This window comes from Paenibacillus sp. FSL R7-0026, from assembly GCF_038004485.1.
In the GTDB taxonomy this organism is placed as follows: Bacteria; Bacillota; Bacilli; order Paenibacillales; family Paenibacillaceae; genus Paenibacillus; species Paenibacillus xylanexedens_A.
The window spans coordinates 5,247,774-5,270,946 of record NZ_JBBORG010000001.1 but is presented as its reverse complement, the minus strand read 5'-3'; the positions used below and the strand labels follow the sequence as shown (position 1 = coordinate 5,270,946).

Sequence of the window (23,173 nt, the reverse complement as noted above, 5' to 3'; positions counted from 1 at the left end):
ATTGTATCCGTAATACACAAATGACAAAAGCGGTGTCCAGAGTTGTCCGGGACACCGCTTTTGATTGATATCAGCTTGATCCGTTCGGACGGTGAGGGGTGTCTGAACGTTTTGTTACCATTATGATAAGTACATTATAAGTTCAACTACAATAAAGTAAGATTTTACAGGCCTACAGCTTGATACGCTTTGGTAATAGCAGTAGCTTCAGCGGAAGTTGCTCCGTACAGATCTTTGGCTGCTTGAATGGTAGCTGTTTTGGCAGCGGCAAATTTGGACGTTGGTGTCAGGTAGTTCACCAGTGTGCTGTAGAAAATCTGGATCGCTTTATCCCGACCGATTCCGGTAACAGTCACACCATTATGTGTTCCGCCTTGAGCAGCAAGGAAATAGGCTTTATTGATGATACCACTGTTGATATGGACACCGCCGTTGTCCTGTGAGCCTGTGTAGCGATCGCTGTATTTGTCAGGTTGACCATACAATGTAGGGTTGGAGAGGGAGCGCAGCGCATCTCCTGGAACGTTAGGTGTGTAGATATCATCACCAAGCAGCCAGTTTTTGCTTTGGATCGTATTACCGAAAATATCGGCAAAGGCTTCATTGAGTGCACCTGGTTCATTGCGATATTCCAGATTGGCTGTATATTCAATAACACCATGCGTCAATTCATGGCCCACAACATCCAGATCACCAGACAGGGATCGGAACGTCGTTCCATCTCCGTCACCAAAGACAATCTGTGCCCCGTTCCAGAAGGCGTTATTGTAATTGGAGCCGTAGTGCACGGTTGATCTGATCAACAATCCGTTACCATTAATACCGTTACGGTTGAATTTGTTTTTGTAGAAATCATACGTAGCAGCCGCATGAGCGTGAGCATCTACACCTGCACGATCAGTCCATACATTATCCGAATCTGTGAGCAAGCTACCAGGCAGTGATGAGCCATTGTTCGCCGTGTACGTTTGGATGCCATTGCCGCGAGTGGTGTCTTTCAGTTGGAAGGTGCTGCCGGATTGGGTGGTTGTCAGGGTTTTGGTATCTCCAAGCACACCTGTACCTGTTCCAGTGGCAAAGTTAATGAGGTCAAACTGGGATACGATACTGCCATCCACTGCGTTAATGAAATATTTGGTCCGTAGAGGGGCAGGTTCCAGTACGTTTACTTCCGTAATGTAAACCAGATACGTCTGACCATCTTCTTCATGATGATAGATGTTCAATTCAGCTTGAGGTGTGATTTCCGCGGCGCCAAGCTCTCCAATCCGGGAGGTTGCTTCTTCGGTTGCAATCTGGATCGCGTCTTCTCCGCTGATCTCGGCTACACCATCATTCGGAATGGCCTGCTCTTCAATCGGTGGAAGATCGCCAAGTGCGGAGCTCACGGCTCCGGTTTTGTCCAGGTGGACCGTCTGTTCTGCACCATAAACCGGAATACCTTTAATATACTGTTTCAGGCGGAAGTGTCTTACGCCAGATGTATCTGTGTTTCTTTTAACAATTTTGAGCTGGGATTTCACATCGGAATTCAGGAATTGTTCCTGCTGTCCAAGATAATTAAAGATGGTGTCATCTGTTCCACTGTTCAATGGAATACCCTCCTCAGAGGCATAAGGGGCCTGAAGTGGAATAGATTGATCAGACACTGGAGCTGCAGTAGCAGAGGATACGGAAGCGAGCAAAAGAGCTCCTCCAAGAATTGTTGGCATAACTTTGGCGAATTTCATAGTAAACTCTCCCATTCTTAAATTATTTTTTTGTTGGAAATTTTCATGCCAATCTCGGTTGGAATTCCGTCTGCAACTTGGGCAGCGCGGAGCGTGGGGCTGAACCTGAAGCGTGGAATGAGACAAGAAACGATTGGAACAAAATCGGCTTGGCCTTTAGCTCGGGAAGTGTTAAGCACGACACCAAACAAAAAGGATAACCGTTTATTCAGTTCAACCCGAAGGTTTAATCGTCTATTGTGTTCCTCTTTCAGAAAGCCGGGGGTTGTTCAATTGCGCAGGTAGAAGATACGTTCACGGAAAACTGGGGTGTTCAATCCGGGTTTGCGTAAATGACAAAAGCAGTGTGTTCTGAACGGCATCACTCCTCTCAAGAGTAAAATGTATCTGCTTAACAGGTTCTGTGAATGAGGTCATAATCTAATCAACCTAAGGTCAATAAATTGATTAAAAAAATATAGGGGAACCTATGTTCACCACAAGGTTATTTTTGTAAATAAAACTGCTTGGAACGTATATTATCACAATGTAAAACTTTGGAAAAGATACAAATTTAGATTTTTGTTAAAATTGTGTCTGAAGTAGGGGAGAGGTAGCGTTTTTCACATAATTTGACGTATTTTGTCTAAAAGCAAGGCCTGTACCCTCGTGTTCACAGGGAGAACCTGCTTCGTGCAAGGACAAACGCCGTTTCCACTGCTCCACGAATACATAGAATAACGTGTACTCCCTTGGCATGCCGATGATCGAATGCGGGAGGTGAAACTGTTGCGCAAAACCCGTACCACAGCACGTTATGCAACCCGATCCAATGTGACACGAAGAAAAACAGTGCTGAAGAAACGAAGATGGAAGTCTGGACACAAAAAGGGTACAAAGGCCTATACGTTCGTTATTTCATCCAAACAGCTGATGTCACAGGCTAAGGATGGAGTAGAGAATGGAGCGGAAAATGGCATGAGTGATGCTCCTTCACACAGGGATGTTTCTCAGCGACCGATGCTCTCGGTCATTATCCCTGCTATGAATGAGGAGAAAAGGATTGGTGCAGTTGTACGTGAAGCGCTGCGGATATGCCGTGATGCTGAAGTGCTTGTCGTTGTGAATGGTTCAACAGACGGTACGGCTAACGCAGCCAAACGGGCTGGAGCACGAGTGCTCACGTATGCCGAAGCGCTGGGGCATGATGGAGGACGAAAAGTAGGCGCAGCGGAGGCGCGCGGTCAGGTGTTGCTATTTACTGATGCAGATATCGCAATTCCCGCAGAGCACCTTGCCCCTTACGTGAAGGCTGTGCTGAAGGGAACGGATGTGGCGCTTAACGACTACCATGGGCCGGTCACTCATCATCCCGTTCATCCGGTAGTGGAGGCCAAACACATGTTGAACAGCATACTCGCAAGATCCGATCTCCGGGGGGCATCCATGACAGCTATTCCACATGCAATAAGCCGAAAAGGACTTGAGGTCATGGGAATATCCTCACTTGAAGTTCCGCCACTCGCACAAGCCAAGGCAGTGATCGGCGGACTTCGGGTACGCGCTGTTCATCACGTACCTGTGGGTAGAATGAATGCAGTACGAATCAAGAAGCGAAGCGGACCTGATCCGCTAAGTCAAGTGGTACTGAATGATCATATGGCAGCAATCAAGTGGATTACGGATACGCTCGGTCCCCGCGGAGGTTATACCGATCTGCAACGTGTTCGCAACCTGGCGAGGTAAGCATGTCGCATCGGATGATGCAGCATGCTGGAGGTGAGGAAATGAAGGGACGTTCAGGGGTTGTCCGCCGCAGGCGGACAACAAGTAGACAAACGACAGCAGGAAGAACAGTAATGAACAAGCGTCATAGGAACAAAAAACATGTAGATATTCAAAAAAAAAGAAAAAGCCGAGCAAAGTCTGGCCAAGTAGATCTGCACTTGATGTGGAAAGCGGGGCAAGTTGCAGGAAGCGAGGCAAAGGCGAACAACACAGTATCAGAAGAACATGCACGTCTCGTATGGAATGCACACGCGGCGAACGTTGCGGAGCTAAGCAATTTCGAGCTAGCCCTGAGAGCAGGTAAGACATTTATGCAGGGTTATGCTCAGGCCTCGGGACATTCATTCCAGATCGTGCCACTACCTCTTCGTCATTCGGCTGCTGCTATTGTCTGTGCCTGTAATGAAGAACACACACTGGGGCAGGTGTTATTGCAACTAAAGCGGTTGCCTCTGACGGATATTATTGTGGTACTGAATGGAACGACAGATGACAGTTTGAAACAGGTACTAAGGCAGCCGGGACTTACAGTAATCTATGAACCGGATCGGGCAGGACATGATGTGGGCCGGGCACTTGGAGCCAAGATGACGGATGCGGAGACGGTACTTTTTGTGGATGGAGATATGGTCGTCTCGGCTGAACAGCTTGCACCCTTTCTGTTCGCGGTTGATCGGGGACAGGATGTGGCGTTGAATAATCTGACGTCTTTGCTTCCTGCGTTTGCAGGGCAGGATGAGGTAAGCCGGATCAAAGCATATCTGAACCGAACATTAGGCAGGGCAGATCTTGGTTCCAATTCCATGACAGCCGTGCCTCATGCATTATCTCGTCGTATGATTCAGACGGTGAAGCCAGCATCACTGGCCGTTCCACCTAAGGCACAAAGTCTAGCTATTCAGCATGGAATGAACGTCTCGGCACCAAGTCAGGTGGATGTTATTCGTTCCAATCGGTTGCGTCCTGGTAACACGGGAAGTGGGAATGATGTCGCCAGATTGATCATCGGAGATCATCTGGAGGCACTGGCTACATTGCTGGGTACAGGTTGGAATCCAGCCCAGGCACATACACTCTCCCGTGTAGAAGTGGCTTACAGGAGGAACGCCTAATGACACTGACGAGTATGATTATCCCAACTTACAATGGGCTGGATCTGATCAGGCCCTGCATCGATGCCATACGTCAATACTCGGGCGATCCTGCGTCATATGAAATTATCGTGGTAGATAACGGTTCGACGGATGGAACGGCTGAATATTGTGCGCTGGAGCGAATTCGATTTGTAAGGTTCCCGGACAATCGGGGGTTTCCGGCAGCATGTAACGCTGGACTTCGTGCAGCTTGCGGGGATGAGCTGTTGCTGTTGAACAATGATGTTACGGTCACGCCCCGTTGGCTGGAGAACCTGCGAACAGCTCTGTACAGTGACGCAAGTATTGGGATCACGGGTCCTGTTACGAATTATGCAAGCGGCATCCAGCAGATTGAACTGGCGTTTCGGGATATGGAACATTTTCAGGAGTTGGCCAATTCCAATAATATTGCAGATTCTTCAAGGTGGAGAGAAGTGCGCCGGATCGTCGGTCTGTGCATGCTGATGAAACGAGATGTCGTGGAATCGGTTGGACTGCTTGACGAGGCATATTCTCCGGGACACTATGAGGATGACGATTATTGTTATAGAGCAAGATTGCAGGGATATCGTCTGCTGGTATGTGGAGATGTTCTCGTGCATCATCAGGGAAGTGCCAGCTTCCAGAAGACAGATCCGGTAGCGTGGAAGCAGCTGCTTGAGCGTAATCGTTCGATTTTTATGAACAAATGGCATGTCGATCCGCTTGAATATATGGACATATCCGATGAAGGAGGGAACGTGGAATGAAAGGTGTAATTCTTGCCGGCGGAACAGGAACTAGACTGTATCCGCTGACCCGGCTCATTAACAAACATCTGCTTCCAGTCGGTAAACATCCGATGATTATGTATGGCATCGACAGGCTCCGCCAGGCAGGCATTGATGAACTATTGATTGTGATCAACAAACATTCCGCCGGGTTATATACAGAGTATCTTGGTGGCGGAGCAGATCATGGTGTGAAGTTGACTTATCGCATTCAGGAAAAGGCAGGCGGGATTGCGGAAGCGTTGGATCTGGCGACTTCCTTTATTCTTCCTGGCGAAAAATTTGTAGTGCTTCTCGGTGATAATCTCTTCAGCGATGATCTGAAGCCTTATGTGGACCGTTACATGCAGCAACCTGCTGGTACAGCGCGAGTTCTGCTCAAAGAGGTGGATGATGCACGACGTTACGGGGTGCCTGTTTTTGATCCAAAGCATCCAGAGCGAATCTCGTACATTGAGGAGAAGCCAAGCCAGCCGAAAACCTCTTATTGTGTGACGGGCATATACATGTATGACGATCATGTATTTAACCTGATTCGCAACATTGCGCCGTCTGCGCGCGGAGAACTTGAAATTACGGATGTGAATAATCACTACGCGTCTGCTGGCGGACTGGAATACGACATTTTGCAGAAATACTGGAGTGATGCAGGTACATTTGAATCGCTCCAGGAAGCAGCTGTCCGTATGAAAGGACAATTGCCCTAAAATATATGCGACTGATGCTGCCGCTGTGCGGTGCCCCATGGGAGCAGAACACTCTGCGCCGGAGCTGGAAGGATGCTCCGGCGCTTTGCGCAGCGACAATCCTCGTGCATGCCAAAGGAGGGAATGGCGTGAGAGTAGTGACACGCACCGGGCCCGCTAGGGCCTCCGTGTCGGGTAAGCCCCGGGGCATCCACCCGGCCGTATTTATGGGCAGTGGCACTCCGACAGCAGCAGGTACAGGGTCTGCTGGAGTCAGAGGTGTGAAGTCAGGGAAACGTAGTACCCTGACCAAAGCGGGTACATCTGCAGGCGCAGCGCATAAGGCTGCTGCAAGGAAAGCGAGCAGCACAGGCAGTGTTGTTGGCAGAGCAGGCAAAGCTGGCTCTGCGAGTGCGAGCAGAGCGGCAAGAGCCAGCCGCACCGGCAAAGGCAAAGCCGGCCTGCGCCGGGCCACTGCTGGGCGCAGGCCGGCATCCGCGCGGGGCCGGCGTGCCGCTGCCCGCGCCAAGCAGCGCACGGCGATGCGCCGTGCGCCCTTGCCAGCACCGCAAGCCAGCACGCCACAGGCGATGCCTGCCAGCGGTGCTGGCCCCGCCCCGCGCCAGGCGACACACCCGAAGGGTGTCGCCCCCGCAGGGCGGGGAGGCGCTGCCGGCGCGAAGGCGGGCAGCGCGAAGGGCTTGCCGCCTCCGCCCGCGGAGCACGCAGTGCAGGCGGAGGCCGTGCCCGGCGGCTACGCCGAGGGCTACCGCGACGGCGTATTCGCCGGCGGGGAGGCGCTGGTGGCGCAGCACATCCCGCCGGATCACATTCTGCCTGCCGTGGCGGCGGCAGATCTGATCGCGGCGGGATTCCGCCAATATGCGCCCAGCCTGGCCCGGCTGTCCAGCCCTCATGAGATGGCTGGACACATCACGGCGGCGCTGGATGCGCAGCGCCCCTTGTCTGTCGTTCGCCTCGGAGATGGCGAACTGCTCACGCTGGCAGCCGATACGGTGCTGCCAGGCCAGGAAGTGCAGGAGCTGGCACCGTTTCTGCCCTATGCAGGGGTGCCATGCTCAACGCCAGACATCCGCGCGATGCTTGCGGAAGCCATACAGGCCGCCGACTGGGTTGGCGTGCCGATCTCGCGGGCGCCGACATTCCAGGGGCTGTTATTCCCGGTATTGCGTCACTTCGGGATCGACTGGTCCCGGCTGAAATTGACCAGTTCCACGATCAATTACAGTCTGCATCAGTCCGGCCTGGTGTTGCCCTTGCTGCAAGGACGGCGGGTTCTGCTCATAGGCAGCCAGGCACCAGAGCTTGCGGCACTGCTGCATAACCGGGGGATTCATGTCACAGGCATTATTGATTCTGTGGCGGGAGTCATGGATATTCCGAGGGTGATGCAGCAAACCGCAGAACATGCTTTTGATATCGCGTTGGTGGCGGCGGGAATTCCGGCGGTTATTCTGTGTCGGCGAATTGCAGGTGAACTCGGCAAGGTCGCTCTGGATTTTGGACATTTGGCTGACAAACTGGTAACAGGAGAGCTTCAACTCTAGTGGACCGTCCGGGGGCTGGTCATGTGCGTGTTGGTCTCACGGACAAGTGGAAATGGAGGGAGCAACATGAGCACACCCGATCAACAGCGCGGGGAAGAACGTCATAGCCGCAGCAACAAGGTTAAGGCTCGAAACGTCGTCCGTCGAAAGGGTCACAGTCATCTGAATATCATTCCAAATATCAGCACTCACAGTGACAACAACCGCAGTGAAAACAACAGGAATGGTAGCATAAGCAGCGAAAAAAACGCGGCCCGCCGTGCCACACAGCAAGATGTCTCGCGATCTGATATTGCAGTCTTGCATGCAGCAGGTCGTCGCTCAATTCGGAAATCCAGACGTAAAGGCAAAAGCAGGCGCACAGCCAAAGGCGCAAGGCTCTACAAACAGGGGTATACCAGAGGATACAACGAAGGTGTCCGCCAGGGACAGAGCTCGTTTGGTCTTGTTTTTGAAGGAGTTAGCATCATTATCCCCACGTACAATCAGCGGGAGTATGTGCTGCAATGTGTGTCCAGTATCGAAAAGCATACGCCTGCTCCCTACGAAATCATTGTCGTGGATAACGCCTCCAAGGATGGAACTGCCGAGGCCATGCGCCGCAAAGGCGGCATGGTGAGAGTTGCTGCCCTGGATCAGAACCGGGGGTTTGCCGGAGGTGTCAATCATGGGCTGATGATGGCGAGAGGACGACATATCATCGTGCTGAACAACGATACGCTCGTTACTCCAGGCTGGCTGGATAACATGATGACTTGTCTTGCCAGTGATCCGAAGATTGGTGTGGTGGGCCCAGTGACCAACTATATTGGCGGGGATCAGCAGATTCAGGTTCCGTACCGTGAGGTAGAAGAGATGTGGTCTTTTGCCGCCACACATAATCGTCCGGATGCAGACAAACATCGAATAACCGATCGCCTGGTCGGGTTCTGCTGGCTGTTCTCACGGGAGCTGCTGGAACGGGTAGGTTATCTGGACGAAGGGTACGCGGTGGGTAATTTCGAAGATGATGACTGGATCATTCGGGTGAAGCTGGCAGGATACCAGCTTGCGGTAGCCGGGGATGCCTTTATCCACCACTTCGGAAGTGTCAGTATGAAAGCCTTGGGTGAGCAAGACTTTGCTGTAGTGAATAAGGATAACGAGCAATTTTATAGCCAAAAGTGGGGAGATCCCCATGCGCTGGTTGCCGAAACCTCCCGCTTGGCTAGACAACAAACCTCTGGTCCCCCATCCGGGCAACAAGAGGACAGAGATACGAACGAAATCGACCCGCGTCAGCGAGTCTCAACGCAGGGCAGCCAAGATCCAGCATTACAGTTCAGACACAGTTATGACTTCTACCCGGAAGGCTCGTTCCTGTCCGATGCCAAAGGAGATGTCTATACTTTAACTGGCGGTCGGCGGCGTAAATTGAACATCCCTGTACCACGTGGAATATCTCCTGTTCAGGTTGCGAAACCGGACCTGCTCGCCATTCCTGCCGGAGAAGCACTGATATCAGCGGGGGACGTGCAAGGATGGCCGAGGGAATCACAACAGGTGCATACGACAGCGGTTCATGGTTCTCACCATGGCTGGGCAGAAGGAAGTATTGTTGCCGCAGTGGACGCACCCGAGATTCGATATCAGATCAGCGGAGACAAGCGGAGACGATTTGTATCGGTCTATGCGGCAGAACGTTGGGGTGTACATTCTGGGCATATAATCAGCGTGTCTGCGGACCAACTGAATTCGATGGAAGAAGGCTGGCCCATTATCGCCCCACCTCAGCTCTTGAACCCAGATCTGTAATGTTAGGCGATCTGTTTATGCGAATCAGCAGCATGATGCGGAATGGAAAATGTAGCGGTACCCTGTGTAATCGCTCTGATTCATTCCGCATCCGAATATTACATATGAGTTGGTAGCTAGACTAGTGAAAGCGATTCATTTCTCTAAAATGCTTCATCTTTCAAATTTATAATTTAATCTTTCTATTTGGTTATAGGTTTATTCTATTAGCAGATCCATTGACGCAGGAAGGGCACAGGAGTACATTTAGAGCCATAATTCTTATTTAACAGATGGGAATTGAAGGTCTAGGGTGTTCATATTCAATCGCCCAGATCTTGATCTTAAAACTAATCAGGAGGTATGTCGATGTCATCATCAACCAAAAAAGTCGTGCTGTGGAGCAAAACAGGCTGTCATTTCTGCGGGGAAGTGAAAGCATTTCTGACAGAGCGAAACCAGCCTTTTGAGAACATTGAAGTGCAGGGTAATGACGTGCTGCGTGATGTGCTTGAAGCAAAATATGGCATTCGGCATGTACCTGTCATTGAAGTGGGAGGGGACGGCAAGTTTGAAGCCTTGCTGGAACCTGATCTGGAGAAGCTGGCGGAACTTCTGGCACGAACGGACGAAGCGGCAGCAGTCTAACGGGAGTTAATATATAACTTTGAAGCAAGCCGTTCCGGCTGTTGCATGATGCAAGATCGCATTTGTACAGCAGCTGGAACGTTCATAAGTTATGGCTCACTTGGGATGTAAATGGTCTTATTTACATCTTCAATGTTCATATAGAAAAAATCTATTAGTCACGCTGTTGACCCTTTTACGGGGCAGTGATAAGATTTGTGAAATTAAAACAAACCAAACTCATAGGAATAGTTAACTTTTAAGTTATTTTGCATACGTAATCAGTTCAGTTGGCCCTTGATCATTCTTTTGAAGATTCTAATCCAAGGAAGGCGGAGTGCATATGACAGCGAAACGCAGTTTGAAATTTGGAGCCATTATTCATGGGGTTGGAGGAAGCAACACCACATGGAGACACCCGGAGGTTCTGTCGGATGCCAGCGTTAACTTTGGATTCTACAAACGTCAGGCACTGAAAGCGGAGGAAGGCAAGTTCGATCTGGTCTTTATCGCAGACGGTCTGTATATTACCGAGAAATCCATTCCGCATTTCCTCAATCGCTTCGAACCAATCAGTATCCTCTCCGCTTTGGCTGCCGTTACTTCACGCATTGGATTGGTGGGTACCCTCTCGACATCCTATAGTGATCCGTTCACCGTAGCCAGACAGTTCGGTTCCCTCGATCAGATCAGTGATGGCCGTGCAGGCTGGAACGTCGTGACTTCTCCGCTGGAAGGTACAGCGAAGAACTATAGTAAGAGCAGTCACCCTTCGCATCCGGAACGTTATCGCATTGCCGCGGAATATTTACAGGTAACCAAAGGGTTGTGGGACTCTTGGGAAGATGATGCCTTTGTAAGAGACAAAGAGAGCGGTGTATTCTTCGATCCATCCAAGCTGCACACGCTTAATCATGAAGGAGAGTTTTTCTCCGTACAAGGTCCGCTCAACATTGCCCGTTCACGGCAAGGACAGCCGGTGATTTTCCAGGCAGGTTCATCGGAAGATGGCAAAACGCTGGCGGCGCAAGAAGCGGATGCTGTCTTTACCGGACACGATACGATTGAAGATGCACAGGCATTTTATAAGGATGTGAAAACACGGGCGGCTTCCTATGGACGTTCTGCACAGGATATAGTTATTCTGCCAGGCATCAATCCTATTGTTGGACAGACCGAAGAGGAAGCTGAACAGAAATATCAGGAGATCGCGAGCCTGGTTACCATTGATAAAGCGCTGGATTATCTGGGTCGTTTCTTCGAACACCATGATTTCTCCCAATATCCGCTGGATGAACCGTTCCCGGAGCTGAATGGCATTGGAAGCAACAGCTTCCGCAGTGGAACTGACAAGATCAAGAAGGATGCCAAAGAGCAAGGATTGACCTTGCGTGAAGTGGCTCTGCGGGCAGCAACACCACGCAGCAAATTCCTGGGCACACCAGAGCAGGTCGCTGACAAGATTCAGGAATGGTTTGAGACGGAAGCAGCGGATGGTTTCATTATTGCTTCGGAACTGCCGAGTGGATTGTCTGATTTTGTGGAACTGGTTGTTCCGATTCTGCAAGAACGCGGTCTGTATCGTACGGACTATGAACACGATACATTGCGAGGTAACCTTGGGGTACAGATTCCGGTTAACCGTTATACGGCTGCGAAGAAGCAAGTTGTATCTGATTTGGCATAACGGATAGGAGCGTACGAGCATTTGATTTTGTCTGTTATGTTCTCCAAACGGTAAAAAAGTAATTACTACGTTTCGTACTATCTTAAAACCTACTTAACTCATAGGATATATAGAGTATTGGTATAAACATCAATTTAATGACACCTGTATACACAGAGGGGGAAGCGATATGAACAGGTCTATCTCATGGATGAAATATATGGCATTGGCAGCAGTATTGGTGATGGTATTATCCGGTTGCGGAGCAGCGGGAGGGGGCACGAACGGTTCGGCACAGGCTTGGGGCGGGGATCAGGCCGGGCAAGCGGAAGGCGGCAACCTGACTTTTGCACTCGCGACTTCCCCGGATACGCTTGACCCTCATCGTAGTGGGCTTGCCGTAACGGTACGCGCCATCCGAACGATCTACGACAATCTGGTCGTGCAGCTGCCTGATGGTTCTATCAGACCTTGGCTCGCTACGGAATGGAGCGTATCCGAGGATGGCAAGAGTTATACGTTCAAGCTGCGTGAAGGAGTGAAGTTCCATGATGGTACACCTTTTAATGCGGAAGCCGTGAAGTACAATTTGGACCGAGTGATCGATCCGGCCACCAAAGCTGCCAATTCTCTGGCCCTGATTAGACCGTATAGCTCCTCTGAAGTCATTGATGAATATACCATCAAGGTAAATCTGGAATCACCATCGCAAGCCTTTCTCGGCAACTTGAGCCAGGCGCTGCTGGGGATCGTATCCCCTACGGCTGCCCAAAAATATGGTGACCAGCTGGGTAAAAATCCGGTGGGCACAGGTCCTTATACCTTTGTGAAATGGGATGAAAATGCGGATATCGTCGTTGCCAAAAACAACGATTACAATTGGGGACCTGAGACGGTTGAGAATAAAGCCGCGCCCCATGTGGATACGATCACATTCAAGATTGTACCGGAAGAAGCGACGCGCATCGGAAGTGTACAGAGTAGTCAGGTACTCGCTGCCGAGACGGTTCCACCGCAGAATATCGCTGCATTGAAAAGCGATCCGAACCAGCAATTGTTGCAGGCCAATACGGTTGGGCTGCCATATACACTCTTTTTCAATCTGCGCAAAGCGCCTTGGGATGATGTGAAAGTAAGGCAGGCGGTACAATCCGCTGTAGATGTGGAATCGATTGTCAAAACATTGTATCTGGGCAACTACGAACGTGCATGGTCCGCACTGTCTCCTGGAATCCTGGGTTATGATGCATCGCTGGAAGGTAGCATTAACCCGGACATCAACAAAGCCAATCAGCTGCTCGATGAACAAGGCTGGGTGAAAGGCGCTGACGGTATTCGTGCCAAAGACGGCCAGAAACTGACCCTGCGTTATGTCGATGGTTCGCCCAATCGGGAGAAACGCAATGACATTGCCGCCATTATTCAGCAACAGTTGAAACAGGTTGGCATTGCCGTTGAAGTCGAGATTACAAAAGATATCGCTACAGTCATCTATCAGAACTGGGATTATGATCTCTATGGCAACAGTCAGGTCAATTCTGATCCGAATGCCTTGTACGCTTTCTATCATACGAGTGCAGAGGGCGAGCGTCCCACATTGTCCGGTTTGTCTGATCCAAAGATCGATGAATTGCTGGAGCGGGGAGCGGTCGAGACGGATCCTGATAAACGTGTTCAGATCTACAATCAAATCCAGCAATACCTGATTGAGCAAGCGGTAATTCTGCCGATCTATGTATTCCCGTATACCGTCGCTGCATCCAAAAAGGTCGAAGGCATCAAGTTTGATTCATTGGGTTATCCACTCTTTAACGACGTTCGCATTCAGCCCTAACAGAGGTTGTTCAAAAAGTCCACTTTTGATTACGAGTCATGCCTAATGGCATGATCAGCATCGAATATGAAAACTGATCTTTTTGAACACGCACTATAGGAACGACCAATCCAGATTCAGGAAGGAGATATCCCGGTATGGTTCAAACGATACTGTCACGACTCGCAACATCGCTTCTGGTTATTTTCGGAGCTTCGGTGCTGGTGTACTGCATCATGTATCTTCTGCCGGGTGATCCGGTTCTACTCATGCTGGACCCGTCCTCGGCTACCCCGGAGATGATCGAGAATCTGCGGGTCCAGCTTGGACTGGATCAGCCGTTTTATATCCAGTTTGCGAACTATTTCGGTGATATGCTGCGTGGGGATTTTGGTAAATCAATGATCAATTCCGATCCGGTTTTGCCAAAAATACTGGAACATTTTCCAGCGACACTGGCTTTGACCGCACTCAGTTCAATCATTGCCATCACGATCGGAATTACACTTGGTGTATTGTCTGCGATTCATCGCAATGGCGTGATTGATTTCGTCGCCCGGCTCGTTGGACTGTTTGGCATCTCCATGCCGACCTTCTGGACGGGTATACTGCTCATCCTGTTATTCTCGGTACAGCTTGGTTGGTTCCCGGCGATGGGATCGGATGGGTTCAGCTCACTGGTTCTTCCGGCAGCTACGCTGGGTCTCGTGGGTGCAGGGTTTATCGTACGGATGGTGAGGAACAGCATGCTGGAAGTCATCAATGAACCGTTTATCGTGGCATTACGGGCCAAAGGACTTTCGGAGCGTGCCATCATGTATGGCCATGCACTGCGTAATGCGCTTATTCCTGCTGTAACGGTAATCGGCATGCTGATCGGTGATCTGCTTGCGGGAACGGTTGTGGTGGAGACTGTCTTCTCCAGACAGGGGATCGGCCGAATTATTGCAGATGCGCTAATGGCCAAGGATCTGCCAGTGGTGCAAGGGGTTGTTTTCTTTACATCCATTATCTATGTGGTCTTGAATTTGCTGGTGGACATCTCGTATTCGTACATTGATCCCCGGGTTCGGCGTGCAGTCCGAACATGATGACAGCCGGAACAGTCAGAAGTGTCCTGACGCGGAGTATGGAAGGAGGAGTTGTTGCTCATGAGCATGAAACCTTTGGTTGGTGACAAAAAAGCATGGGCGGGCGTAGGACGTATCCGTCTGTGGAATCGCCGCCCTTGGCGCTATCGCGTCTCATTCGCGGTATCCCGATTATTCTTTTATGCAGCATTGCTGGTGGTGGTGTTTACCGTGGCATGTGCGATTGTACCAGGCTGGATTGCACCCTATGATCCAACTCAGATGATGACGGATGCTATCCTGCAGGCTCCTTCTGCTGCGCACCTGTTCGGGACGGACTATTTTGGCAGGGATATCTTCAGTGTGGTTGTGCATGGGAGCAGAGATTCATTGCTCATTGGATTCGCCTCGGTACTTGTAGGCGGTATTGTTGGCAGTGCTCTTGGTATTATCTCCGGTTATGCCGGAGGTATTGTTGATACCATCACGATGCGGGCTGTTGATATTCTGATGGCTGTACCCGGCGTGCTCCTGGCATTGTCTGTTGCAGCTGCTCTCGGGCCAGGACTGATGAACATTGCACTGGCTGTTGCGGTTTCCTCCATTCCGGGCTACGCACGGGTGATGCGTGGGCAAGTCATATCAGTTAAAGGTCTGCCTTTCATTACAGCGACACGTTCACTGGGCGGTTCCAATACACGTATTTTCTGGAAACATGTACTGCCACATTCGTTGTCACCCTTGCTGGTCATGGCTACGCTGGGCGTAGGGACATCAATTCTTACGGGCTCCGGACTCAGTTTTCTGGGACTTGGGGTGTTGAAGGAAATACCGGATTGGGGCGCATTGCTCTCACAAGGTAGAGGTTATCTGACGGTTGCCTGGTGGATCTGTACGTTCCCGGGGCTGGCGATCACGTTGTTTGTACTGGCGGTTAATCTGATTGGAGACGATATTCGCGATCGGTTGGACCCCAAAGTAAAAGGAGCGGCTTGACCGCTATTCCAAAATATAAGAATTTATAAGTTTCACCCTATCCATTTTTATATTTCACTGCGAAACGGTAGCTGTGCCACCAGAGGACGGCGACAGCCGTTTACGCTTGAGGAGGAGATATTCATGTCACATGTTGTCATTATTGCAGGATCACCTTCCAAACGTTCGCGTTTGACAGGTCTGACGGATTACAGCAGCCAAAAATTAACGGAGGCAGGCATCACCGTTGAAGTTATTCACGTTGTGGATCTGCCCGCTGAGGATCTGGTGCAAGCCCGGTTTGACAGCTCATTCATTCGTGATGCTCTGGCTGTTGTTGAAGCGGCGGATGCCGTTATTGTAGCTACACCGGTATACAAGGCATCATACTCGGGAGTACTCAAGCTGTTCCTGGATCTAATTCCGCAAGAAGGATTACGGGGTAAGTTGACACTTCCGCTCGTTATCGGTGGCTCTATAGCTCATCTACTCGCGATTGATTATGCATTGAAACCTGTTCTGGCAGCCCTTGGTGGAAGACATATCTTGGGTGGCGTGTATGCTGTGGATCAGGGAATTGAACGATTGGATGATGGAAAATTTGTACTCTCGGCAGACGTTACTACACGTCTGGATCGCTCGCTGGAAGAATTGATATTGACACTGGAAAAGGATGGGATTACGATATCATAAAACCAAGTAAGTATATTGGATAAATCAATATAAGATCAAACGTCTGCGGACGTGGATACGGAGGCGCTCATGAATATCGAGAATATTGAAGCATTTGTATATATCAATCATTATGGAAGCTTCAATAAGGCTGCCGAAGTACTCTTCTTGTCCCAACCTTCGGTCACAGCTCGCATTCAGTCACTGGAAAGGGAGCTGGGCTGCAAGTTGTTTGATCGGCTTGGCAAACAAATTGTGCTGACAGAGGAAGGCCGGAAATTCCTGCCATATGCGCAGCAAGTGCTGCAAGTGATTCAGAAGGGCAAGCAGAAGATTCAGCAACGGCGATCAACACCGGATGCTCTTCGGCTCGGTAGTACAGTATCGGTATCTAACTATGTCATTCCCGATTTTCTACCTAAGATCAAGGAAGCTTACCCCGAAATTAACATCAAATTGACGACAGCAACGACGGATCAGCTGATTGCCAAACTGCTTGGTCAGGAGATCGATCTTGCTTTTGTGCGCAAGGTCATGCATCCTGCGATCCGTACGGTTGCTTTTTATGAAGATCCGATCCAGCTCTATGTGTACAAAGGACATCCATTCATTGAGAGCGGGCATGTCAGCATGGAAGCCATCCGGAATGAGCAACTGGTCTTTTTTGAATGTGGTTCACTGGACTGGCTGCGCATTCACCGGGCTTTCGACTCGCTGGAACATCCGCCGAATATTACATATCATGTCGATAATTCGGAGACGGCGAAGAAACTGGTTATGCAAGGGGCAGGCATTGCCTTTCTCCCGGGACTCACGGTGAAGAAGGAAGTGCAGAATCAGGAGCTGTTCCCCATTCAGGTACATGAGGTAGCAGGTGTATCGTTGCAGATCAGCGTTGTTACTTTAAAGGAAGAATATTCGCCATTGGCAGAACCCTTCGGGGAACTGCTGCGGCAGTTATAAAGCGTCTAACGTTGAATCTGACTTTTACACCAAAACGGAGAGTGCAGAACCAATCTGAAGAAGCGAAGCGTGATCGGAAGATGGTACTGCAATCGGAGTGATAAAGTGTAACATCTCCAGTTCAACTTAATAGTGATTCAAGAACAGCGGTTCAGCACAATCAAGGAGGAGAAGGATATGAGTATTCGTGTTGGCATTTTGGATCAGACTCCCATCTATGAAGGGGAAACGGCGGTGGATGCTTTTCGGCATACGATTGAGCTGGCACAGCGGGCAGAGCAGCTGGGATTCCATCGGTTCTGGGTATCGGAGCACCATGATTCAGGGCATGTTGCAGGTTCCTCCCCGGAGGTACTCATCTCCCACTTGCTTGCGCATACAAAGCGGATTCGGCTGGGGTCTGGCGGAGTAATGCTCCAGCATTACAGCCCATACAAAGTCGCCGAGAATTTCAATATCCTCGCAGCGCTCGGACCAGGAAGAGTTGACCTGGGAATCGGTCGTGCACCAGGCGGGTTACCACGTTCGACACAGGCGTTGCAGGAAGGAATTCAGGAAGCCGCATCTCTTCAAGAGAAAATTGTTCAGGTGAAACGATACATCCACAATGAGCCGCTTGAAGATCAGTCACATCCACTTGCAGGTCTCAGCGCTTCGCCCGTGTCGGACATTCCAGCGGAGCTGTACGTACTTGGAGCAAGTGTCGATAGTGCAGGCATGGCTGCGGAACTGGGACTTCCATATGTCTTTTCACTGTTCATTAACAGTAATATAGAGGTAGCGCTTCAAGCGATCCGTGTATATCGTGAACAATTCAATCGTTCCCAGGGACGGGAGCCCTACGCTGCACTAGCCATATCGTTAATTGTGGCCGAGAGTGAGGAAGAAGCGGAAGGACTTGCGAGCGAGCATATGCTGGTGAAGATTCATCTGGAGAGTGGTAAGGTGCTGACGGTTGGTTCTGTGGAACAGGCGGAAGAATTCGGCCGTCAATCAAACGAAACCTATCGGATCGAGATTCTGGAGCCAAGTGTGACCCGGGGTACGAAGGAAAGCGTAGGTCAGGCACTGCTGAAGTTCCAGCAGGAGTTTGCTGTGGAAGAGTTCATTGTGACTACAGCTACACGGGACTTTACGAAGCGAATTCGTTCATTTGAATTGTTGCGTGAGATTCTGGCAGAGCAGGGACTGAGCGAATTTGCACTGGAATCCAAGGAACAGGAAGCTGCAATCGGATAGAGTTAGGCAGTTAATATAACAGTGAATATATACGAACGGGAGGCCATGTGATGAAAAGTGATCTGGAACAGCCCAAGCAGCATTCTGAGCAACAAGTACAGGGCCCCGAGCATGAACTTCACGGTGAACGGGTGGAAGAATTCGCGGAACGTTTAATCACCATTCGGCGACATCTGCATCGTAACCCGGAATTGTCCGGCGAGGAAAAAGAGACGACAGCTGCCATTCGCGGTTGGCTGGAAGAGGAAGGCGTCCGTATTGCAGACGAATATGCGCTGCGGACAGGGCTTGTCGCTGAAGTAGGCCAAGGGAACGGACCTGTGGTTGCCCTAAGAGCAGATATTGATGCGCTGCCCATTCAGGAAGAGACAAAACTTGAATTTGCCTCCCAGGTAGATGGAAAGATGCACGCTTGCGGACATGACGCACACACGGCAATTCTGATTGGTGCTGCACGATTACTGAAACAGCGCGAGTCCATTCTACCGGGAAAAGTACGGTTGATATTCCAGCCCTCGGAGGAAAAAGCAACGGGTGCTCGGCAAGTGATCCAAAGCGGCGCATTATCCGATGTTCGGGCCGTATTTGGGTTGCATAACAAGCCTGATCTCCAAGTGGGTACGGTGGGTATTCGGGAAGGCGCATTGATGGCAGCAGCAGACGGTTTTGTTGTCAAAGTGGAAGGTGTAGGCACCCATGCAGCCGTGCCTGAAGCCGGCATTGATCCAATTGTGGTTGCCGCACATATTGTTACGGCATTACAGGCCATAGTGAGTCGCAATGTAGGAGCACAGGAGAGTGCTGTAATCAGCGTCACCAAGCTCCACAGCGGCACAGCCTGGAACGTTATTCCCGATGAAGCGATCCTCGATGGCACAGTGCGTACCTTTGATGAGAAAGTGCGTGCACGAATTCGCGAGCGTTTCAATCAGGTGGTAGCCGGTGTGGCGGCGGCCTATGGCACACGTGCTACGGTTCGCTGGATTCAGGGACCACCTGCCGTGGTCAATGATGAAGCTCTGGCATCTGCGGCGGAGCAAGTTGCAAGTGAGATTGGATTAAATAGTGTTAGACCGCTACCTTCTCCTGCAGGTGAGGACTTCTCTTTTTATCAAAAAGAAGTTCCCGGCCTGTTCCTCTTCCTGGGCACCTCTGGCCCGCATGAGTGGCATCACCCTGGCTTTGATGTGGATGAACGGGCTCTGCCGCTGGGAGCACATCTTCTGGCTGCACTGGCTGAGAAAGCACTGCACAATGTGCAAGCACATCAAGAGTGATGAGTACAGTGAATCACTGGATCATATCCAGATCGAAACGGTTCCGTTCGACGGCAACCGTTTTTCGTATTTTTTTGATAAGAGCGGTCTTGGGACGACGATTCGTTGAATCTTATCAGATGGTTTAATTATGGCTAGGGCTGGCGCAGAAGCGTCAGCTCTGTTTGGGTTTTCTTACAGGAGGTGCAGCTAAAGGTATTATGAAATTTTATTTTTTTAAATGGAAATATTTGTTGACGCTCTCCAAAAGGATGTGCTATATTTTTCTCGACCCTTAATCGTAATAATTACTATTAGACAAAAAAAGAAGAACAGGAGTAGTCGCTGCGATGAAACAGGAGATCGATTTTATCAAGTTCAGTCCCACCCAAAACATGACGATTCTGGTTAAAACGGATCATGCAGCAGAGAAATACAATCATATTGCAACTCGTCTAATGTCGTATGATAACGTTTACGCTGAACAGGTGGGATTTATTGAACCAACGAGGAGACCGGAAGCTGTGGCCCGCCTGGAAATGGCCGGAGGAGAGTTCTGTGGCAATGCCTGTATGGCACTTGCAGCACACCACGCATCCGAAGCAGGACTGGCACAACAGGAATCGATGGACATCGTGTTGGAGGTTTCCGGAACCGATCAATTGATCATGTGCCATGTGAAGAAACAGCAGAATGAATATGACTGCCAGGTGACCATGCCGGTTCCGAAGCAGATTGAGCAGCGAACAATCCGGTACGAAGGCATCGAGCTGGATATGGTAATCATCCGGTACGCTGAGTTCATCCATATCGTGATTGAAGTGGATTACTTCGACGATACGATGAAAAAGAGGGCACAGACCCTTGCAAGGCTACTGGGACTAACCCTGGGAGATAAGCTGATCGGTATCTTGTTATATCAATCGCACTCGGAAGAAATGGCCCCACTCATCTATGTTCCGGAGCTGGATAGTCTGATCTGGGAGAGAGGGTGTGGCTCGGGTACAGCCTCTGTGGGAGCCTATCTCGCATGGAGCCAGCAGAGAGGGATCACTCAGTACATCAAGCAGCCTGGTGGTGCGATCAAAGTGGTAGCCCAGTGGAATGGCGCAGAACTTGGGAGCATTACGATTGAGGGATCTGTTGGGATTGTGGCACAGGGCAAAGCCTTCATAGATACTCCAGCAGAATGGAGCGTAGTAAACGCATGAGGTACATGATACATGATCGAGACAACGTATAGGGGGAAAAGAAATGATCACATTGGTCCATTTTCAGACATGTTTGAGTGAATTTGCAGAGAAATTCGATAAGCTCGCGAGCAAGTATGATCATACGATTCTGCATAGTTCGGAGCTGGAGGCTGTGATCAATGACTACTCCCGCTTTGTGACTGATCAGGAGAATAAGGCAGCCTGGGAACAGTTGGAGCATTCGGAGCTGGAAGAACTTGATTCGCTTATATGGCAGTTAAGAAATAAATCCGCCCAGTGTGTGGCGATCATGGAGAAATATCGTGCATTAAAGTTAGAGAACGGGGATGTGCAGATTGCCGATTATTTCAAAAACATCGAAGAGTGTATCGATAAAGAATTTGGCAGCTTCCATGTCACCTCCGATTCCAGAGTGTTGTTGGTAGGCTCCGGTTCCTTCCCCATGACACCAGTACTCATCGCCAAGCGAACAGGTGCAGAGGTCGTAGGGATCGATATTGACGAAGAGTCCATCACACTCGGGCGAAAAGTGGTGGAGACACTGGGCACGGCAGGCTTGAAGATTCGATTGGAGTCAACTTTGCTGGAGAATCTGGATTATACCAGGGAAGCAACCCATATCATTTTCAGCTCTACGGTGGCCCCTAAATATGAGCTGCTTGATCAACTGCATGCCCTGACGAATGCACAGGTGGTTGTAGCCATGAGATACGGTGATCAGTTGAAGTCCTTGTTCAATTATCCCATGAGAGCGACGGATAGCAGCAAGTGGAAGCTGGTGGATACGATCCTGCGCCCGGATGATGTGTTTGATATTGCGTTGTATCAAAAAGCATAGGTATGCAAGTGCGTCCAAATGGATTACAGATTGAACTTTGAATTAAGGAGGTTTATATGAGCAATCTTCAGCGAATTCTGTTACTTGGAACCGGGCCTGCATCCATTCAGCTTGCGGTTACACTCAAAGATCATCTCAATTGCTGTATAGGCATTGTGGGGAGAGCATCGGTTCGTTCAGCGTCCGTATTCGCAGCCCTCGAACAGAGCAATGGGCGTATTCAGGTCAGCATTCAAAATGAGAAACATCAGCCACTCGCAGGTGAGTGTTTCATTGATCATGTGTTCAAGGGATATGACACCACCCAGGGGGAATGGGATACACTCATTTTGGCGGTTACCACCGATGCTTATATCGATGTGTTGGAACAAATGAAAAATGAATTCATCAAACAACTGAAATGTATCATTTTGATTTCTCCAACGTTTGGGTCGAATCGACTCGTAACCCATTATATGAGAGAGCGGAATGCAGCGCCGGAAGTGATCAGCTTCTCTACCTACCTCGGAGATACCCGTTGGATGCACGAACATCCATCCAATCATGTGATCACTACAGGGGTTAAGAAAAAGGTCTATATCGGTTCCACTCGTTACCCGTCTGAACAGGTCAGCAAGCTATGCCAAGTGTATGAGCGTTTGGGTGTTGCGCTGGAAGTGATGCGATCTCCATTGGAGGCGGAAACAAGAAATATTTCGTTGTATGTGCATCCCCCCTTGTTCATGAACGACTTCTCATTAGGGGCCATTTTTGGGGCATCGGATATTCAGAAATACGTATACAAGATGTACCCCGAAGGTCCGATTACACAAGATTTGATTCGGCAAATGCGTGCACAGTGGCAGGAGATTATGAATATTACGGAACGGCTCCATATCCAGGGAGTCAACCTGCTTCAATTCATGACGGATGACAACTATCCGGTTCGATTAGAGAGTATATCACGTCAGGATATCGAGAATTTCAATCAGCTGCAGGTCATTCATCAAGAGTATTTATTATACATACGATACACCTCATTATTGATTGATCCATTCTCGGAACCCGATTCGGCAGGGAAATATTTCGACTTTTCAGCAGTGCCATTCCGTCAAACGTTCATGAACCGCGAAGGGGAGCTGGACATCCCCCGTATGCCCAAGGAAGATTACTACCGCATCAAAATCATTCAGGGCATTGCCAGACACCTCGATGTGAGCTGCCCAACGATTGATCAATTTATCGCCAAATATGAGGCGAAGCTTCAGGAAGTGGATGACGCACACCCGAATCAACGTGTGTCCAACGCCTTTGTCATCCAATCCTTCGACGAGGATATCCGCATGATTTGCACCGGACTTTCAAGGGTCTAATTACATTTAAATATTGCAAATTAAATTTTGTTTTACACAGTAACGGAGGGGGCAGAAA

General features: G+C 49.9%; 19 protein-coding genes. 18 read left to right on the top strand and 1 reads right to left on the bottom strand.

Annotated elements, in window-relative coordinates; all coding sequences use genetic code 11:
• Positions 1-164: 164 nt before the first annotated feature.
• On the bottom strand, positions 165-1,730 hold the full coding sequence (locus tag MKY44_RS23085) for a M4 family metallopeptidase (RefSeq protein ID WP_341008771.1): 1,566 nt from the start codon (positions 1,728-1,730) through the stop codon (positions 165-167).
• 768 nt (positions 1,731-2,498) lie between these two features.
• Here MKY44_RS23085 and MKY44_RS23080 point away from each other — a divergent pair.
• The 18 genes from MKY44_RS23080 (at position 2,499) to MKY44_RS22995 (ending at position 23,115) form a co-directional block, all read left to right on the top strand.
• Positions 2,499-3,455: a glycosyltransferase family 2 protein gene (locus MKY44_RS23080; RefSeq protein ID WP_341008770.1), complete on the top strand. Its 957-nt coding sequence runs from the start codon at positions 2,499-2,501 to the stop codon at positions 3,453-3,455.
• Between the two features lie 41 nt (positions 3,456-3,496).
• A complete protein-coding gene (locus tag MKY44_RS23075) occupies positions 3,497-4,609 on the top strand; it encodes a glycosyltransferase family A protein (RefSeq protein ID WP_341008769.1) in 1,113 nt (370 codons plus the stop codon).
• A complete protein-coding gene (locus MKY44_RS23070) occupies positions 4,609-5,382 on the top strand; it encodes a glycosyltransferase family 2 protein (protein ID WP_127547059.1) in 774 nt (257 codons plus the stop codon). The genes MKY44_RS23075 and MKY44_RS23070 overlap by 1 nt, the downstream gene beginning before the upstream one ends.
• A complete protein-coding gene (locus tag MKY44_RS23065) occupies positions 5,379-6,110 on the top strand; it encodes a sugar phosphate nucleotidyltransferase (RefSeq protein WP_036605812.1) in 732 nt (243 codons plus the stop codon). The genes MKY44_RS23070 and MKY44_RS23065 overlap by 4 nt, the downstream gene beginning before the upstream one ends.
• Positions 6,111-6,115: 5 nt before the next feature.
• Positions 6,116-7,657, top strand: a complete 1,542-nt coding sequence (locus MKY44_RS23060) for a GT-D fold domain-containing protein (protein WP_341008767.1) — start codon at positions 6,116-6,118, stop codon at positions 7,655-7,657.
• A 66-nt stretch (positions 7,658-7,723) separates the two neighbouring features.
• Positions 7,724-9,451 carry a glycosyltransferase family 2 protein gene (locus tag MKY44_RS23055; RefSeq protein WP_341008766.1) on the top strand — a complete coding sequence of 576 codons (1,728 nt, stop codon included), beginning with the start codon at positions 7,724-7,726 and terminating at the stop codon, positions 9,449-9,451.
• Between the two features lie 348 nt (positions 9,452-9,799).
• Complete coding sequence (locus MKY44_RS23050; RefSeq protein ID WP_339789189.1) at positions 9,800-10,078, top strand: glutaredoxin family protein; 279 nt, start codon at positions 9,800-9,802, stop codon at positions 10,076-10,078.
• Between the two features lie 322 nt (positions 10,079-10,400).
• Positions 10,401-11,744 (top strand): LLM class flavin-dependent oxidoreductase, encoded by a 1,344-nt coding sequence (locus MKY44_RS23045; RefSeq protein WP_249912865.1) that lies wholly within the window; start codon positions 10,401-10,403, stop codon positions 11,742-11,744.
• 169 nt (positions 11,745-11,913) lie between these two features.
• Complete coding sequence (locus tag MKY44_RS23040; RefSeq protein WP_341008765.1) at positions 11,914-13,557, top strand: ABC transporter substrate-binding protein; 1,644 nt, start codon at positions 11,914-11,916, stop codon at positions 13,555-13,557.
• Positions 13,558-13,694: 137 nt separating this feature from the next.
• The gene (locus MKY44_RS23035) at positions 13,695-14,627 is read left to right on the top strand and encodes an ABC transporter permease (RefSeq protein ID WP_036605816.1); all 933 of its coding nucleotides are present in this window, start codon (positions 13,695-13,697) and stop codon (positions 14,625-14,627) included.
• Positions 14,628-14,687: 60 nt separating this feature from the next.
• Positions 14,688-15,602: an ABC transporter permease gene (locus MKY44_RS23030; RefSeq protein ID WP_341008764.1), complete on the top strand. Its 915-nt coding sequence runs from the start codon at positions 14,688-14,690 to the stop codon at positions 15,600-15,602.
• A gap of 123 nt (positions 15,603-15,725) precedes the next feature.
• A complete protein-coding gene (gene ssuE, locus MKY44_RS23025) occupies positions 15,726-16,274 on the top strand; it encodes an NADPH-dependent FMN reductase (RefSeq protein WP_340906980.1) in 549 nt (182 codons plus the stop codon).
• Between the two features lie 69 nt (positions 16,275-16,343).
• A complete protein-coding gene (locus tag MKY44_RS23020; RefSeq protein ID WP_017692495.1) occupies positions 16,344-17,216 on the top strand; it encodes a LysR family transcriptional regulator in 873 nt (290 codons plus the stop codon).
• Positions 17,217-17,393: 177 nt separating this feature from the next.
• On the top strand, positions 17,394-18,455 hold the full coding sequence (locus tag MKY44_RS23015; RefSeq protein ID WP_341008763.1) for an LLM class flavin-dependent oxidoreductase: 1,062 nt from the start codon (positions 17,394-17,396) through the stop codon (positions 18,453-18,455).
• Between the two features lie 50 nt (positions 18,456-18,505).
• The gene (locus tag MKY44_RS23010) at positions 18,506-19,732 is read left to right on the top strand and encodes an amidohydrolase (protein WP_341008762.1); all 1,227 of its coding nucleotides are present in this window, start codon (positions 18,506-18,508) and stop codon (positions 19,730-19,732) included.
• A 329-nt stretch (positions 19,733-20,061) separates the two neighbouring features.
• Entirely contained in the window at positions 20,062-20,922 is an 861-nt protein-coding gene (locus MKY44_RS23005) for a diaminopimelate epimerase (protein WP_341008760.1), read from the top strand.
• 43 nt (positions 20,923-20,965) lie between these two features.
• Complete coding sequence (locus tag MKY44_RS23000) at positions 20,966-21,763, top strand: SAM-dependent methyltransferase (protein WP_341008759.1); 798 nt, start codon at positions 20,966-20,968, stop codon at positions 21,761-21,763.
• A gap of 56 nt (positions 21,764-21,819) precedes the next feature.
• Positions 21,820-23,115 (top strand): opine metallophore biosynthesis dehydrogenase, encoded by a 1,296-nt coding sequence (locus MKY44_RS22995; RefSeq protein ID WP_341008758.1) that lies wholly within the window; start codon positions 21,820-21,822, stop codon positions 23,113-23,115.
• Positions 23,116-23,173: the final 58 nt, after the last annotated feature.

Bases quoted from the DNA above. Each gene is read 5' to 3' on its own strand.
- MKY44_RS23085 (WP_341008771.1), bottom strand. From the start codon at position 1,730: ATGAAATTCGCCAAAGTTATGCCAACAATTCTTGGAGGAGCTCTTTTG.
- MKY44_RS23075 (WP_341008769.1), top strand. From the start codon at position 3,497: ATGAAGGGACGTTCAGGGGTTGTCCGCCGCAGGCGGACAACAAGTAGA.
- MKY44_RS23070 (WP_127547059.1), top strand. From the start codon at position 4,609: ATGACACTGACGAGTATGATTATCCCAACTTACAATGGGCTGGATCTG.
- MKY44_RS23065 (WP_036605812.1), top strand. From the start codon at position 5,379: ATGAAAGGTGTAATTCTTGCCGGCGGAACAGGAACTAGACTGTATCCG.
- MKY44_RS23060 (WP_341008767.1), top strand. From the start codon at position 6,116: ATGCGACTGATGCTGCCGCTGTGCGGTGCCCCATGGGAGCAGAACACT.
- MKY44_RS23055 (WP_341008766.1), top strand. From the start codon at position 7,724: ATGAGCACACCCGATCAACAGCGCGGGGAAGAACGTCATAGCCGCAGC.
- MKY44_RS23050 (WP_339789189.1), top strand. From the start codon at position 9,800: ATGTCATCATCAACCAAAAAAGTCGTGCTGTGGAGCAAAACAGGCTGT.
- MKY44_RS23045 (WP_249912865.1), top strand. From the start codon at position 10,401: ATGACAGCGAAACGCAGTTTGAAATTTGGAGCCATTATTCATGGGGTT.
- MKY44_RS23040 (WP_341008765.1), top strand. From the start codon at position 11,914: ATGAACAGGTCTATCTCATGGATGAAATATATGGCATTGGCAGCAGTA.
- MKY44_RS23035 (WP_036605816.1), top strand. From the start codon at position 13,695: ATGGTTCAAACGATACTGTCACGACTCGCAACATCGCTTCTGGTTATT.
- MKY44_RS23030 (WP_341008764.1), top strand. From the start codon at position 14,688: ATGAGCATGAAACCTTTGGTTGGTGACAAAAAAGCATGGGCGGGCGTA.
- ssuE (WP_340906980.1), top strand. From the start codon at position 15,726: ATGTCACATGTTGTCATTATTGCAGGATCACCTTCCAAACGTTCGCGT.
- MKY44_RS23020 (WP_017692495.1), top strand. From the start codon at position 16,344: ATGAATATCGAGAATATTGAAGCATTTGTATATATCAATCATTATGGA.
- MKY44_RS23015 (WP_341008763.1), top strand. From the start codon at position 17,394: ATGAGTATTCGTGTTGGCATTTTGGATCAGACTCCCATCTATGAAGGG.
- MKY44_RS23010 (WP_341008762.1), top strand. From the start codon at position 18,506: ATGAAAAGTGATCTGGAACAGCCCAAGCAGCATTCTGAGCAACAAGTA.
- MKY44_RS23005 (WP_341008760.1), top strand. From the start codon at position 20,062: ATGAAACAGGAGATCGATTTTATCAAGTTCAGTCCCACCCAAAACATG.
- MKY44_RS23000 (WP_341008759.1), top strand. From the start codon at position 20,966: ATGATCACATTGGTCCATTTTCAGACATGTTTGAGTGAATTTGCAGAG.
- MKY44_RS22995 (WP_341008758.1), top strand. From the start codon at position 21,820: ATGAGCAATCTTCAGCGAATTCTGTTACTTGGAACCGGGCCTGCATCC.